The following is a 16,149-nucleotide window of genomic DNA, read 5'->3' on the forward strand; positions in this document are numbered from 1 at the left end:
GTCTACGTTTCGCGATCCGTGAAGGTGGCCGTACAGTAGGTGCTGGTGTTGTTGCTAAGATCTTCGACTAATTCATAGCGAATTAGCGATGCTTTCGGAAAATCTTGAATTAGATTTGACGAACCAGTAGCAAAAAGGGCATCATTTGATGCCCTTTTTCTGCACTCAACATTATTTTTGCTGTTTTCTTGTTCAGAAGTGGGTTGGGCGCAGAGCAAGATTAAGCAAAGAGGCTTAATCTTAAGAAGAGTACGCTGATTTTTTCAGCGATATGGAGTTTGCCCTGCAACAGCGGGGTTGTTGTCGTCTATATTAAGACTTGTAACAGGTTGGTTTTATGAAAGCAAATAATGCTGAAACTCCTGATAGCTCAAACGCAGCAGATACGTTTAAGTGGGTAGCCGCTTTCGTATTGGCAGCTGCCGCTGTTGTGGGTAATTACCTGTATGGTGAAATGTCTGTAGTGGTTCGTGCTGCAGGCGTTGTTGTTCTTATTGCAGCTGCCTTAGGCGTTGCAGCAACAACGACTAAAGGTAAAGCAGCGATCAGTTTTGCAAAAGAATCTCGTATGGAAGTACGTAAAGTTGTTTGGCCTACTCGCCAAGAAACCATGCAAACAACACTGATCGTTTTAGCTGTAAGTATTGTAATGGCTCTAGTGCTATGGGGTATTGACGGAATTATGGTTCGTCTAGTAGCTCTAGCAACTGGGGTATAGAGGGTTTTTATTCATGAGTGAAGCTCCAAAAAAACGCTGGTATGTGGTTCAAGCCTTCTCTGGATTTGAAGGTCGTGTAGCTCAATCTCTGCGCGAGCATATCAAAATGCACGGCATGGAAGAGCTATTCGGTGAAGTACTGGTTCCTACTGAAGAAGTAGTGGAAATGCGCGCGGGTCAGCGTCGCAAATCTGAGCGTAAGTTCTTCCCAGGTTACGTCCTTGTTCAGATGATTATGAACGATGAATCATGGCACCTAGTACGCAGTGTGCCGCGTGTCATGGGCTTCATTGGTGGTACCTCAGACCGTCCGGCACCTATCACGGATAAAGAGGCTGACGCGATTCTTAATCGTCTTGAGAAAGCGAGTGAAGCGCCTCGTCCGCGTACAATGTACGAAGCGGGTGAAGTGGTACGTGTTAACGAAGGTCCATTTGCTGATTTCAACGGTACTGTTGAAGAAGTGGATTACGAGAAGAGCCGCCTGAAAGTGTCTGTATCGATCTTTGGTCGTGCGACACCAGTTGAGCTTGAATTTGGTCAGGTTGAAAAGCTGGACTAAGACTCTTCGTTAAAGAGTATAAAAAATCACCTTTTTAGGGTTGTATAAGGCGCGGATTATGACTATAATTTCGCGCCTTTTTACTTCAAGTGAAGTAAAAAGTTTCTTACACAAACGGGGAGCTGATCCGCGATTAGCGTTTGTACCCAAACTTAGGAATTATCATGGCTAAGAAAGTTGAAGCTTACATCAAGCTACAAGTTGCTGCTGGTATGGCTAACCCTAGTCCACCAGTAGGTCCTGCACTAGGTCAACACGGTGTGAACATCATGGAATTCTGTAAAGCGTTCAACGCAAAAACAGAATCTATTGAGAAAGGTCTACCAACTCCAGTAGTTATCACAGTATACAGCGACCGTTCTTTCACGTTCGTAACTAAGACTCCACCTGCTGCTGTTCTTCTTAAGAAAGCTGCTGGCGTTAAGTCTGGTTCAGGTCGTCCAAACACTGAAAAAGTTGGTACTGTAACTGACGCTCAAATCCAAGAAATCGCAGAAACTAAAGCTGCTGATATGACTGGTGCTGACATCGAAGCGATGAAGCGTTCTATCGCTGGTACTGCTCGTTCAATGGGCCTAGTGGTAGAGGGTTAATAAGATGGCAAAACTAACTAAGCGCATGCGCGTAATCCGCGAAAAAGTTGACGTAACTAAAGAATACGAAATCAACGAAGCTGTTGCTCTTCTTCAAGAACTAGCGACTGCTAAATTCGTTGAGTCTGTAGACGTTGCTGTTAACCTAGGCATTGATGCTCGTAAATCTGACCAGAACGTACGTGGTGCAACTGTACTACCTCACGGCACTGGCCGCGAAATCCGCGTTGCAGTGTTCACTCAAGGTGCTAACGCTGAAGCAGCTAAAGAAGCTGGCGCAGACATCGTAGGTATGGAAGATCTTGCTGAGCAAGTTAAGAAAGGCGAAATGAACTTTGACGTAGTTGTTGCTTCTCCAGATGCAATGCGCGTTGTAGGTCAACTAGGTACTATCCTAGGTCCTCGCGGTCTTATGCCAAACCCTAAAGTTGGTACTGTAACTCCTAACGTTGCTGAAGCAGTTAAAAACGCTAAAGCTGGTCAGGTTCGTTACCGTAACGACAAAAACGGCATCATCCACACTACTATCGGTAAAGCAAACTTCTCTGCTGAGCAGATCAAAGAGAACCTAGAAGCACTTCTAGTTGCTCTGAAGAAAGCTAAGCCATCTTCAGCGAAAGGTACTTTCCTGAAGAAAGTAAGCATCTCTACTACTATGGGTGCTGGTGTTGCTGTTGATCAGGCTAGCCTGAACACTCAAGCATAATTTATTTGCTTAGGCGCAAAATTAGTGTATAATTTTGCGCCTAATATTTGTGGTTGGGGCTGAACTTTGGTTCTTTGAACTGTCTCCTAGTTCGAAATGAATTAAGACCCAGTCTCCGTCCAAGACCGTAGGTGTTTGTGTAAAAGCAAACTTAATTATCCTACGTAGATGGTGCCCGAACTGACAGAAAGCTCTATGTAATATAGTTAACTTTCTTCTGGGGAAGCACCTCAATAGCTCTCACTGTCGTGATGATAGTGAGTGGTGTAACGACAACCAGGAGTAAATCCAAGATGGCTTTAAACCTTCAAGACAAAAAAGCAATTGTTGCTGAAGTCAACGAAGCTGCCAGTGGTGCACTTTCTGCAGTTGTAGCTGATTCTCGTGGCGTTCAAGTTGGCGCGATGACTTCTCTACGTAAACAAGCTCGTGAAGCTGGCGTTTACATGAGAGTTGTTCGTAACACTCTTGCTCGTCGTGCGGTTGAAGGTACTGAGTACGAGTGTCTAACTGACACTTTCACTGGTCCTACTCTAATCGCATTCTCTAATGAGCACCCAGGTGCTGCAGCGCGTCTTTTCAAAGACTTCGCTAAAGAGAACAAAGATTTCGAGATCAAAGCTGCTGCATTTGAAGGCGCTTTAACTGACGCTGAAGTACTAGCAACACTACCAACTTACGACGAAGCAATTGCACGCCTAATGATGTGCATGAAAGAAGCTTCGGCTGGCAAGCTGGCGCGTACTATCGCAGCTATCCGCGATCAAAAACAAGAAGCAGCGGCATAAGCCTTGCTTTTTACTGGTTGCTTAATAAACTTATTGTTGACTTAAAAGAGAATTGTTATGTCTATTACTAACGAGCAAATCCTAGACGCAGTTGCAGAAATGTCTGTAATGCAAGTTGTTGAACTAATCGAAGCAATGGAAGAGAAATTCGGTGTTTCTGCTGCTGCTGCTGTTGTAGCTGGCGGCGCTGCTGCAGGCGAAGCTGCTGCTGAGCAAACTGAATTCGACGTAATCCTAGAAGCTGCTGGCGGTAACAAAGTTGCTGTAATCAAAGCAGTACGTGGCGCAACTGGCCTAGGTCTTAAAGAAGCTAAAGCTCTAGTAGACGGCGCTCCAGCACCTCTTAAAGAAGGTGTTGAGAAAGCAGAAGCTGAAGCTCTTAAAGCTCAGCTAGAAGAAGCTGGTGCAACTGTTGCTGTTAAGTAATTATTGCATAGTTTCTTAGCCTAACGGCTAATTGGCTGGTGGTTTTTTAACCACCGGCCTTTTTGCGCTGTAGGGTATAGGCGAATTTTCCCGCTGTTTAAGCGCCTGATATCCATGCAAAAAACATTTCATTCTTACGAAATGAAATGTCACTACAGTAAACAGCTATATTAGTCACTGTCCCTTACCCCCCTTAAGTAACTAGGAGCGGGCGGACAGTTTGGGTCACTTATCAGCGAGCTGAGGAACCCCATGGTTTACTCTTATACCGAGAAAAAGCGCATCCGTAAGGACTTTGGTACTCGTCCACAAGTTTTGGACATTCCATACCTGCTATCGATCCAGCTCGATTCGTTCGACAAATTTATCGAACAGGATCCTGAAGGTCAATACGGTCTTGAAGCCGCTTTCCGTTCTGTATTCCCGATTCAGAGCTACAACGGCAATTCTGAGCTGCAATACGTTAGCTACCGTCTTGGTGAGCCAGTTTTTGACGTTAAAGAATGTCAAATCCGCGGTGTAACTTACTCAAAGCCACTACGTGTAAAACTACGCCTAGTTATCTTTGATAAAGACGCGCCAGCAGGTACTGTAAAAGACATTAAAGAACAAGAAGTCTACATGGGTGAAATTCCACTCATGACAGACAATGGTACCTTCGTAATCAACGGTACCGAGAGGGTTATCGTATCCCAGCTGCACCGAAGCCCAGGCGTGTTCTTCGACAGCGATAAGGGTAAGACCCACTCTTCAGGTAAAGTTTTATACAACGCACGTGTTATTCCTTACCGTGGTTCATGGCTTGATTTCGAGTTTGATCCTAAGGATAACTTGTACGTTCGTATCGACCGCCGTCGTAAGCTACCAGCATCGATCATCCTTCGTGCACTAGGTAAGTCGACAGAAGAAATCCTAGATATCTTCTTCGAGAAAGTGAACTTCGAAGTGAAAGACCAAACTCTATTGATGGAGTTGGTTCCTGATCGTCTACGTGGTGAAACTGCGTCATTCGACATCGAAGCAAATGGTAAAGTTTACGTTGAGCAAGGTCGTCGCGTAACAGCTCGTCATATCCGCCAACTAGAAAAAGATGGTGTTGATCACATCGAAGTACCAGTTGAGTACATCGTAGGTAAAGTTGCATCAAAAGATTACATCAATGAAGCAACAGGCGAGATCATTGTTAACGCTAACCAGGAAATCAGCCTGGAAGCACTAGCGAACCTATCTCAGGCTGGCCACAAAGCGCTAGAAGTTCTATTCACGAACGATCTAGACCACGGTCCATTCATGTCAGAAACACTACGTATCGACAGCACGGTTGATCGTATTTCTGCATTGGTAGAAATCTACCGCATGATGCGCCCTGGTGAGCCGCCAACAAAAGAAGCTGCAGAAGCTCTATTCGAAAGCCTATTCTTCTCTGAAGAGCGTTACGATCTATCGACTGTTGGTCGTATGAAGTTCAACAGCTCTATCGGCCGTGAAGATGCTCAAGAGCAAGGCACACTTGATGAAACTGATATCATCGAAGTGATGAAGAAGCTGATCGCGATCCGTAACGGTAAGGGCGAAGTGGACGATATCGACCACCTAGGCAACCGTCGTATCCGTTCTGTAGGCGAAATGGCTGAGAACCAGTTCCGTGTAGGTCTAGTACGTGTTGAGCGTGCAGTTAAAGAGCGTCTAAGCCTAGGCGATCTTGACGCAATCATGCCTCAAGACTTGATCAACGCGAAGCCAATTTCTGCGGCAGTTAAAGAATTCTTTGGCTCTTCACAGCTTTCACAGTTCATGGACCAAAACAACCCGCTATCAGAAGTAACGCACAAGCGTCGTATTTCTGCGTTGGGTCCTGGCGGTCTAACTCGTGAACGTGCTGGCTTCGAAGTACGTGACGTACACGTAACTCACTACGGTCGTCTATGTCCTATCGAAACGCCTGAAGGTCCAAACATCGGTCTGATCAACTCTCTATCTGCGTTTGCGCGTTGTAACGAGTACGGTTTCCTAGAGACACCATACCGTCGCGTTGTAGATGGCGTAGTAACAGACGAAGTAGATTACCTATCTGCAATCGAAGAAGGCCAATTCGTTATCGCACAGGCGAACGCTAAGCTAAACGAAGATGGTACTTTTGCAGATGAGCTGATCACAGCTCGTCAGAAAGGTGAATCTGGTCTACACCCTCGTGAGCACGCTCAGTACATGGACGTTGCGACAAACCAGGTTGTATCTATCGCTGCATCGCTTATCCCGTTCCTAGAACACGATGATGCGAACCGTGCATTGATGGGTGCGAACATGCAACGTCAGGCAGTTCCAACACTGAAAGCTGACAAACCGCTTGTTGGTACTGGTATTGAACGTAACGTAGCAGTTGACTCAGGTGTAACTGCAGTTGCTAAACGTGGTGGTGTAATCCAGTCAGTAGATGCTTCTCGTATCGTTGTTAAAGTTAACGAAGAAGAGCTAGTACCAGGTGAAGCTGGTATCGACATCTACAACCTGACTAAATACACACGTTCTAACCAGAACACATGTATTAACCAGCGCCCATGTGTGATGCCAGGTGAGCCTGTATCACGCGGTGACGTTCTTGCTGATGGTCCTTCAACAGACCTTGGTGAACTAGCGCTTGGTCAAAACATGCGTATCGCGTTCATGCCTTGGAACGGTTACAACTTCGAAGACTCGATCTTAGTATCTGAGCGCGTAGTTCAAGAAGACCGTTTCACGACTATCCACATCCAAGAACTGACTTGTGTGGCGCGTGATACTAAGCTTGGTTCTGAAGAGATCACAGCGGATATTCCAAACGTAGGTGAGTCTGCTCTGTCTAAACTAGACGAGTCAGGTATCGTTTACATCGGTGCTGAAGTTAAGGGTGGCGACATCCTAGTTGGTAAAGTTACACCTAAAGGTGAAACTCAGCTAACGCCTGAAGAGAAGCTACTACGTGCAATCTTCGGTGAAAAAGCATCTGACGTTAAAGATACTTCACTACGTGTACCTAACTCTGTATCAGGTACGATCATCGACGTTCAAGTCTTTACTCGCGATGGCGTAGAGAAAGACAAGCGTGCGCTTGAAATCGAACAGATGCAGCTTAAAGAAGCGAAGAAAGACCTAACTGAAGAATTCCAGATTCTTGAGGGCGGCCTTCTAAACCGTGTTAAAGCTGTATTGATTGAAGGCGGTTACTCTGAAGCGAAACTAGACACAACTGATCGTAAGAAGTGGCTAGAACTAACGCTAGAAGATGACGCACTACAAACTCAGCTTGAGCAACTTGCTGAGCAGTGGGATGAGCTAAAAGCCGACTTCGATAAGAAGTTCGAAACTAAGCGTCGTAAGATCACTCAAGGTGATGATTTAGCACCTGGTGTACTGAAGATCGTTAAGGTTTACCTAGCGGTTAAACGTCGCATTCAGCCTGGTGATAAGATGGCGGGTCGTCACGGTAACAAGGGTGTAATCTCTAAGATCAACCCTGTTGAAGACATGCCATACGATGAGAAAGGTCAGCCTGTAGACATCGTACTTAACCCACTGGGTGTACCTTCGCGTATGAACATCGGTCAGATCCTAGAAGTACACTTAGGTCTGGCAGCGAAAGGTATCGGTGACAAGATCAACCAGATGGTTAAAGAGCAGCAAGAACTAGCGAAATTCCGCGAGTTCCTACAAAAAGTTTACGATCTAGGCGACACTCGCCAGAAAGTAGACATTGCTTCTCTATCTGATGATGAAGTACGTACTCTGATCAAGAACTTGCGTGGCGGTCTACCAATCGCGACTCCTGTATTTGATGGCGCTCCAGAAGAGTCAATCAAAGCACTTCTTGAGCTAGCAGATCTACCAACATCAGGTCAGTTAACACTGTTTGATGGTCGCACAGGTGATGCGTTTGAGCGTCCTGTAACTGTTGGTTACATGTACATGCTGAAACTGAACCACCTTGTTGATGACAAGATGCACGCTCGTTCAACTGGTTCGTACAGCCTAGTAACTCAGCAGCCACTAGGTGGTAAAGCTCAGTTCGGTGGTCAGCGTTTCGGTGAGATGGAAGTATGGGCACTAGAAGCATACGGTGCTGCTTACACGCTACAAGAAATGCTAACGGTTAAGTCGGATGACGTTAACGGCCGTACTAAGATGTACAAGAACATCGTAGACGGTAACCACAGCATGGAACCTGGCATGCCAGAATCGTTCAACGTACTGTTGAAAGAGATCCGCTCGCTAGGTATCAACATCGAGCTAGAAGACGAAGAGTAATCCTTTTCTCTCTTGATGAAAGTCGAGAGAACCAAAGCGATTATTTGGAAGAAGGTGCTCACTTTAGCGAGTGAGCTCCTTTTAACTCCTTACAGGAGCTGATTGTGAAAGACTTATTAAACTTTCTAAAAGCACAGCATAAGACCGAAGAATTTGATGCAATCAAAATCGGTCTATCTTCACCAGACATGATCCGTTCATGGTCTTTCGGTGAAGTTAAAAAACCTGAAACGATCAACTATCGTACGTTCAAACCTGAACGCGATGGTCTGTTCTGTGCGCGTATCTTTGGTCCAGTTAAAGACTACGAATGTCTTTGTGGTAAGTATAAGCGCCTGAAGCACCGTGGTGTTATCTGTGAGAAGTGTGGTGTAGAAGTTACACAAACTAAAGTTCGTCGTGACCGTATGGGCCACATTGAACTGGCTTCACCAGTAGCTCACATCTGGTTCCTAAAATCGCTACCGTCTCGTATCGGTCTACTAATGGATATCCCTCTACGTGATATCGAACGCGTTCTGTACTTCGAAATGTACGTAGTAACAGAGCCTGGTATGACTGATCTAGAAAAAGGTCAGATGCTTACTGAAGAAGAGTATCTAGATCGTCTAGAAGAGTGGGGCGATGAGTTCACTGCTAAGATGGGTGCGGAAGCTATCAAGGACCTACTAGGTTCTATGGATATGCACGCTGAAGCAGAACAAATGCGTGAAGAGTTAGAGACAACAAACTCTGAAACTAAGCGTAAGAAAGTAACTAAGCGTCTTAAGCTGGTAGAAGCGTTCATCGCATCGGGTAACAACCCAGAGTGGATGATCCTAACTGTACTTCCAGTACTTCCGCCAGATCTACGTCCTCTAGTACCTCTAGATGGCGGTCGCTTTGCGACTTCTGATCTTAACGATCTATACCGTCGTGTGATCAACCGTAACAACCGTTTGAAGCGTCTTCTAGAGCTAGCTGCTCCGGACATCATCGTACGTAACGAAAAACGTATGCTGCAAGAGTCTGTTGATGCGCTACTAGATAACGGTCGTCGTGGTCGTGCGATCACAGGTTCTAACAAGCGTCCTCTGAAATCTCTTGCTGATATGATCAAGGGTAAACAAGGTCGCTTCCGTCAGAACCTTCTAGGTAAACGTGTAGACTACTCTGGCCGTTCTGTAATCACAGTAGGTCCATACCTTCGTCTACACCAGTGTGGTCTTCCTAAGAAGATGGCACTTGAGCTATTCAAACCATTCATCTACAGCAAGCTAGAGACTCGTGGTCTTGCGACTACAATCAAAGCTGCTAAGAAAATGGTAGAGCGTGAAGAAGCGGTTGTTTGGGATATCCTAGACGAAGTAATCCGTGAACACCCAGTACTATTGAACCGTGCACCTACACTTCACCGTCTAGGTATCCAGGCGTTCGAACCAGTACTGATCGAAGGTAAAGCGATTCAGCTACACCCACTTGTATGTGCGGCGTACAACGCGGACTTCGATGGTGACCAAATGGCGGTTCACGTACCTCTAACTCTAGAGGCACAGCTTGAAGCTCGTACTCTGATGATGTCGACAAACAACATTCTGTCACCAGCGTCAGGTGATCCGATCATCGTACCTTCTCAGGACGTTGTATTGGGTCTGTACTACATGACTCGTGAAAAGATCAACGTGAAAGGTGAAGGCATGTACCTTTCTGGCCCAGAAGAGGCTGAGAAAGCATACCGCACTAAACAAGCTGAGCTTCACGCACGCGTTAAAGTACGTATTACAGAAACTGTTGTAGACGAAGACGGCAACAGCACTACAGAAACCAAGATGGTAGACACCACTGTTGGTCGTGCAATGCTATGGCAAATCGTGCCAGCTGGTCTACCGTACAGCATCGTTAACCAAAAGCTAGGTAAGAAGCAAATCTCTAACCTACTTAACGAGGCGTACCGTAAACTAGGTCTGAAAGACACAGTAATCTTCGCTGACCAAATCATGTACACAGGTTTCGCATACGCGGCACTTTCTGGTGTATCTGTTGGTATCGACGATATGGTTGTACCAGCAGCTAAGTACACTGAAATCGCAGAAGCGGAAGAAGAAGTACGTGAAATCCAGGAACAGTACCAATCAGGTCTTGTTACTGCGGGCGAACGCTACAACAAAGTTATCGATATCTGGGCATCGACCAACGACCGTGTTGCGAAAGCAATGATGGAAAACCTTTCATCTGAAACGGTAGTTAACCGTGACGGTGAAGAGGAACAGCAAGAGTCATTCAACAGCATCTATATGATGGCGGACTCGGGCGCTCGTGGTTCTGCAGCACAGATTCGTCAGCTTGCGGGTATGCGTGGTCTGATGGCGCGTCCAGATGGTTCAATCATCGAAACGCCGATCACAGCGAACTTTAAAGAAGGTCTAAACGTACTTCAGTACTTTATCTCAACGCACGGTGCTCGTAAGGGTCTTGCGGATACGGCACTGAAAACAGCGAACTCGGGTTACCTAACTCGTCGTCTAGTAGACGTTGCTCAAGACGTTGTTGTAACTGAACATGACTGTGGCACTCACGAAGGTGTCGACATGATGCCTCACATCGAGGGTGGTGATGTTAAAGTTGCACTTTCTGAGCTTGCTCTTGGTCGTGTTGTTGCTGAAGACGTACTAAAACCTGGCACTGAAGACGTTCTTATTCCACGTAACACCCTGATCGATGAGAAGTGGTGTCAAATCATGGAAGAGAACTCAGTAGACAGCATGAAAGTGCGCTCTGTAGTAACGTGTGATTCTGACTTCGGTTGTTGTGCACAATGTTACGGTCGTGACCTAGCACGTGGTCACCTAGTGAACCAAGGTGAAGCAGTGGGTGTTATTGCTGCTCAGTCTATCGGTGAGCCAGGTACACAGCTAACGATGCGTACGTTCCACATCGGTGGTGCGGCATCGACAGCAGCGGCAGAGAACAGTGTTCAAGTTAAGAACAACGGTTCTATCAAGCTACACAACGCTAAATCTGTATTGGCTGATGACGGTAAGATCGTTATCACTTCTCGTGCGACAGAGTTAACTATCGTTGATGAGTTTGGTCGTACTAAAGAGAAACACAAACTGCCTTACGGTACGCTACTAAGCAAAGGCGATGGTGATACAGTTCAAGCTGGCGAAACAGTTGCAAACTGGGAAGCGCACACACTACCTATCATTACCGAGGTAGCAGGTCGCATCCAGTTCGTAGATATGATCGACGGCGTAACAGTATCTCGTCAAACTGATGACCTAACTGGTCTATCTTCAAGCGAAGTAACTGACCCAGCAGCTCGCCCTTCAGCAGGTAAAGATATGCGTCCAGCTATCAAACTTGTTGACGAGCAAGGTAACGATGTAATGATCCCTGGTACTGATATGCCAGCTCACTACTTCCTACCTGGTAAAGCGATTGTGAACATCGAAGATGGCGCAGCAGTAGGTGTTGGTGCGACACTAGCACGTATTCCTCAGAAGTCTGGCGGTAACAAAGATATCACCGGTGGTCTTCCACGAGTTGCTGACCTATTTGAAGCACGTAAGCCGAAAGAGCCTGCAATCCTTGCTGAGCACACAGGTACTGTGAGCTTTGGTAAAGAGACGAAAGGTAAACGTCGCCTAGTGATCACACGTGAAAGCGGTGAAGCTTACGAAGAGATGATTCCTAAGCATCGTCAGTTGAACGTATTCGAAGGTGAAAAAGTTGAACGTGGTGATGTGATCGCAGATGGTCCAGAGTCTCCACATGATATCCTACGTCTACGTGGCGTACACGCGGTAACGCAGTACATTGCTAACGAAGTACAGGAAGTTTACCGTCTACAAGGCGTTAAGATTAACGATAAGCACATTGAAACTATCGTTCGTCAGATGCTACGTAAGTGTACTATTACCCACTCTGGTGACTCTGAGTTCCTACCTGGTGAACAGATTGAGTACTCACAAGTTAAGATTGCTAACCGTAACCTAGAAGCTGAAGGCAAAGAGCCTGCACGTTTCGAACGTGAACTACTAGGTATTACTAAAGCATCTCTAGCGACTGAGTCGTTCATCTCTGCGGCATCGTTCCAGGAGACAACTCGCGTACTAACAGAAGCTGCGGTTTCTGGTAAGCGTGATGACCTACGTGGTCTGAAAGAGAACGTAATTGTTGGTCGTCTGATCCCAGCTGGTACTGGTTTCGCATACCACCAAGAGCGTCAAGCTAAACGTTCTGAAGCGCAAGATGGTCCTTCTGCTGAGCAAGCAACGGATAACCTAGCGGCACTTCTAAACGCTGGTTTCTCTTCTGAAGAGTAAGTCATACAACGAGTAATCGTTAAAAGCTTAAGAAAAAGGCACCTTCGGGTGCCTTTTTAGTTTTTTATACTGCTTTGTTCTTCCGGTGGGATTTTCGATAAAGCTAGAAACAAAAAAGACCGACGATGATCGTCAGTCTTTTCTCTCACTCTATTTCTGAATGTTTGCAAATACTAAGCTCCAGGTGGCATAGACAGGCTTTCTGCGATTTGCTGTATCAGATAGTCCTCGACTTCAAAGCGAGTCTCAAGAATTTCCCCAATGAGACACATATCAGAATCGAAATCATTTAATTCATCATCTTCAGTCACTTCTGAGTACTTATCGTTAAAGTTCAATAATGGTTCAGTCGTTAGAACAATTTGACCATAGGTTTGATTGATCTCATTAGTCACGACAAAGCCGGTTGCTTTCCAACGGTCCATAACCATGTCATAAATTTTAAAGTGGCCTTCGGAGATGTAATCAACGAGGTGCTGACAGAAATCCTGCAGTTCGGAAGGAGATGGGAGTTCAATAACATTGGTTTTCGAACAAGGTTGCAGCGCTGCAAGCTTACAATATTCAACAATCAGGGATTGTCGTGTCTCTAACCAGTGATCAATGACATCACTTGAGCCACCCCACTGGTCTTGTGTTTGTTTGAATTTTCTTAGCATGACCATGCCCTCATGATCTGATCGCCCATCGGCGAACGTATCCTTTGCAAAGCAAAGTTAGTAAAGTTATTACAAACTCTTGTCCTTACTAGAATTTAGAGTGCACATTTACTTAACGATAAACTCTAGTATGAAATTAGATTGCCAGTAAAATGAACGAACTTCAAGCAAAGGGATGGTGTAATGTTAAGAAAAGGTGATGTTAACCGCGCGATAAATGCATACTGGTGTGTTGTTGCAGGAAGTGAAATTTGGCTGGTGGATGGTGCTGTGCCCTTCGGGTCTGCAGAGCAGTTATCACTGCCAGTAACGAGTGCAAGACCCATTGGTGAGTATTCTGGTTCGCCCGTCATGTGGCTTAACTTGGCCGATTTAGAGCATGATCTACCTTTAGTATCCCTGCGTGACTGCCTGCATTTTCCTGAGCCATTATTTATGTTGTTAAGTAAAGCTGTGCAATATGGGCACATGACGCAAAGTTTGCGCTTTTGTCCACAGTGCGGAGGAAGAAACTTTCTTAATAATAACCAGTTAGCCATGCAGTGTGGTGAATGTCGCACCCTTCATTATCCTAGAATATTTCCGTGTATTATCGTTGCTGTACGTAAAGAAAATCAGATTTTATTAGCCCAACATCCAAGGCATCGAAATGGTATGTATACGGTTATTGCTGGCTTCTTAGAAGTCGGTGAGACATTAGAAGAGTGTGTGGCTCGAGAAATTCATGAAGAAACGGGAATTCTCGTTAAAAATATTCGTTACTTTGGCAGCCAGCCTTGGGCTTTCCCATCCAGTATGATGATGGGGTTTTTAGCTGACTATGAATCGGGAGAGTTAAGTCCAGACTACACTGAGCTGTCTGATGCACAATGGTTTGGTATCGATGAGATGCCGCCTGTTGCGCCTAAAGGAACGATTGCAAGAGCACTTATCGAACAAACGCTGAAAGATATAGACTCTAATTAACTGATAAATAGATAAAAAAAACCCTCCGAGAGGGAGGGGGTAAGTAAGATGTCGTTATGAGATGCTGAGTACTAAGTACTCAGTTTATAATTGTAGTTTTCGCTAGCGAACAAATTTTTAACACTGATACCGATTGGGTGCAAATTAAGCATTGATTTAAAAGTTAATAACTTGATCCAGGTTGCAAAGCACACAGCTATTGGACTTAAATCAGTGATAGAATACCCCCTTTCACAGAAAGCCTAACAGTTGGAATTACGGAATGACTGAATTAAAAAATGATCGTTATCTGCGTGCGCTTTTAAAAGAGCCGGTAGATTACACGCCAGTATGGATGATGCGCCAGGCAGGTCGTTACCTACCAGAATACAAAGCGACTCGTGCAGAAGCGGGTGATTTCATGTCTTTGTGTCGAAATGCAGAATTAGCATCCGAAGTGACACTTCAACCATTACGCCGTTTTCCTCTTGATGCCGCGATCTTATTCTCGGACATCTTAACGATTCCAGATGCAATGGGGCTTGGTTTGCGTTTTGCTGCGGGTGAAGGACCTGTTTTTGATAACCCAATTACATGCAAAGCCGACGTGGAAAAAATTGGTTTGCCAGATCCTGAAGGTGAACTGCAATACGTAATGAACGCAGTACGCCAGATCCGTAAAGACCTGAAGGGTGAAGTGCCGCTGATTGGTTTTTCTGGTAGTCCTTGGACTCTTGCGACGTACATGATCGAAGGTGGTAGCTCTAAAGCGTTTACCAAGATCAAGAAGATGATGTACGCGGAACCACAAACTCTGCACCTACTTCTAGATAAGCTGGCAGACAGCGTTATCGAGTACTTAAACGCGCAAATTAAAGCGGGTGCGCAATCGGTAATGGTATTTGACACATGGGGTGGCGTACTAACGCCTCGTGATTACAATCTGTTCTCACTGCAATACATGCACAAGATTGTAGATGGTCTGATTCGTGAAAACGACGGTCGTCGCGTGCCAGTCACACTGTTTACTAAGAATGGCGGCATGTGGCTTGAGCAAATCGCAGCAACGGGCTGTGATGCGGTTGGTCTAGACTGGACAATCAACATTGCAGACGCGAAAGCACGTATCGGTGATAAAGTGGCTCTGCAAGGTAACATGGACCCATCAATGCTTTACGCTTCACCAGAGCGTATCCGTGAAGAAGTCGCGGGTATTCTAGAAGGTTTTGGTGATGCAGGTACTGGTCATGTGTTCAACCTAGGTCACGGTATCCATTTGGATGTGCCGCCAGAAAACGCGGGCGTATTTGTGGAAGCGGTACACGAGCTATCTAAGCCATACCACAAGTAAGTTAGATCTTTTGAAATCAAATGCCGGCATTCAGTGCCGGTATTTTTTTGCCTAAAATTCATTTTTTCTATCTGAGACTCAAGGCTGTACAGCTCTAGTAGTATTTGGCCTACTATGATCTAATTACTACTCTAGCTGTACACTAGATGTTAAAGTTTAATATAAACAAATACTTATGATTTAGGGTTTTATGTTCTAATTTTCTTGTACAGATAAGCAAGCAATTAGATCATAGGTAACCTAAAGCATCGAGTGAACGCGTTTTTTAAGGTATGGCACGACGTCAGATTCAAACCAAGGATTCTTCTTTAACCACAATGTATTGCGTGGAGATGGGTGAGGGAGCGGGATAAAGTCCGGTTCCCAATCTTGCCATTGCTGAACGGTTTGCGTGAGCGTCTTTGGTTTGTTGGTGAGATAGTACCGCTGCGAGTACTGACCAATTAGTAGAGTGAGCTCTATATTGGGCAGCTGCTCAAGAATCTTTTTATGCCAAGTGGGCGCACATTCTTTACGAGGCGGTAAATCACCAGAGTTCCCTTTGCCTGGATAACAGAATCCCATTGGGACAATGGCAATTTTATTTGGGTCGTAGAAAACGTCTTTGTCGATATCGAGCCATTGGCGTAATCGATCACCACTTGGGTCATTCCAAGGTATCGAGGTTTTGTGTACACGTGTGCCAGGGGCCTGACCGATGATTAGGATGCGTGCCCCTTTTGCGGCTTGTACGACAGGGTTTGCGCCCAAAGGTAAATTATCCGCGCATATCTGGCAGGCCCTCACTTGTTGCAATAGCTCGTCTAACGACAT

12 protein-coding genes and 1 pseudogene are annotated in these 16,149 nt (G+C 45.6%); 11 read left to right on the forward strand and 2 right to left on the reverse strand.

All coding sequences use genetic code 11. The features are described from left to right. The 9 genes and pseudogenes from R7F64_RS22965 to rpoC form a co-directional block, all read left to right on the forward strand. Positions 1-71: pseudogene (locus R7F64_RS22965) on the forward strand (elongation factor Tu); the annotation flags it as partial. 266 nt (positions 72-337) lie between these two features. Next, on the forward strand, positions 338-718 hold the full coding sequence (secE, locus tag R7F64_RS22970; RefSeq protein ID WP_005384680.1) for a preprotein translocase subunit SecE: 381 nt from the start codon (positions 338-340) through the stop codon (positions 716-718). Between the two features lie 13 nt (positions 719-731). Then, the gene (gene nusG, locus R7F64_RS22975) at positions 732-1,280 is read left to right on the forward strand and encodes a transcription termination/antitermination protein NusG (protein ID WP_005384681.1); all 549 of its coding nucleotides are present in this window, start codon (positions 732-734) and stop codon (positions 1,278-1,280) included. A 164-nt stretch (positions 1,281-1,444) separates the two neighbouring features. Beyond that, positions 1,445-1,873 (forward strand): 50S ribosomal protein L11, encoded by a 429-nt coding sequence (gene rplK / locus R7F64_RS22980; RefSeq protein ID WP_005384682.1) that lies wholly within the window; start codon positions 1,445-1,447, stop codon positions 1,871-1,873. Positions 1,874-1,877: 4 nt separating this feature from the next. Continuing rightward, on the forward strand, positions 1,878-2,579 hold the full coding sequence (gene rplA / locus R7F64_RS22985) for a 50S ribosomal protein L1 (protein ID WP_005384683.1): 702 nt from the start codon (positions 1,878-1,880) through the stop codon (positions 2,577-2,579). 293 nt (positions 2,580-2,872) lie between these two features. Then, positions 2,873-3,367, forward strand: a complete 495-nt coding sequence (gene rplJ, locus R7F64_RS22990; RefSeq protein WP_005382538.1) for a 50S ribosomal protein L10 — start codon at positions 2,873-2,875, stop codon at positions 3,365-3,367. Positions 3,368-3,424: 57 nt separating this feature from the next. Further along, entirely contained in the window at positions 3,425-3,793 is a 369-nt protein-coding gene (rplL, locus tag R7F64_RS22995) for a 50S ribosomal protein L7/L12 (protein WP_005382540.1), read from the forward strand. A gap of 252 nt (positions 3,794-4,045) precedes the next feature. Beyond that, positions 4,046-8,074, forward strand: a complete 4,029-nt coding sequence (gene rpoB / locus R7F64_RS23000) for a DNA-directed RNA polymerase subunit beta (RefSeq protein WP_005384685.1) — start codon at positions 4,046-4,048, stop codon at positions 8,072-8,074. Between the two features lie 104 nt (positions 8,075-8,178). Then, positions 8,179-12,381 (forward strand): DNA-directed RNA polymerase subunit beta', encoded by a 4,203-nt coding sequence (gene rpoC / locus R7F64_RS23005; protein WP_005382514.1) that lies wholly within the window; start codon positions 8,179-8,181, stop codon positions 12,379-12,381. 173 nt (positions 12,382-12,554) lie between these two features. Here rpoC and R7F64_RS23010 read toward each other — a convergent pair whose 3' ends face one another. Then, positions 12,555-13,046, reverse strand: coding sequence for an Rsd/AlgQ family anti-sigma factor (locus R7F64_RS23010; RefSeq protein ID WP_005382515.1), 492 nt, complete (start codon positions 13,044-13,046; stop codon positions 12,555-12,557). A 177-nt stretch (positions 13,047-13,223) separates the two neighbouring features. On the opposite strand from R7F64_RS23010, the gene nudC reads away from it, so the two are divergent. Together nudC and hemE are read left to right on the forward strand one after the other, a co-directional pair. Beyond that, positions 13,224-14,006, forward strand: a complete 783-nt coding sequence (gene nudC, locus R7F64_RS23015; RefSeq protein ID WP_025768991.1) for an NAD(+) diphosphatase — start codon at positions 13,224-13,226, stop codon at positions 14,004-14,006. 262 nt (positions 14,007-14,268) lie between these two features. Next, positions 14,269-15,336, forward strand: coding sequence for a uroporphyrinogen decarboxylase (gene hemE / locus R7F64_RS23020; RefSeq protein WP_005384692.1), 1,068 nt, complete (start codon positions 14,269-14,271; stop codon positions 15,334-15,336). A gap of 240 nt (positions 15,337-15,576) precedes the next feature. Here the strand turns inward: hemE and R7F64_RS23025 are convergent, their stop codons facing one another. After that, entirely contained in the window at positions 15,577-16,149 is a 573-nt protein-coding gene (locus tag R7F64_RS23025; protein WP_318072103.1) for a uracil-DNA glycosylase family protein, read from the reverse strand.

It is taken from the genome of Vibrio sp. Vb1980 (assembly GCF_033338615.1).
In the GTDB taxonomy this organism is placed as follows: domain Bacteria; phylum Pseudomonadota; class Gammaproteobacteria; order Enterobacterales; family Vibrionaceae; genus Vibrio; species Vibrio alginolyticus.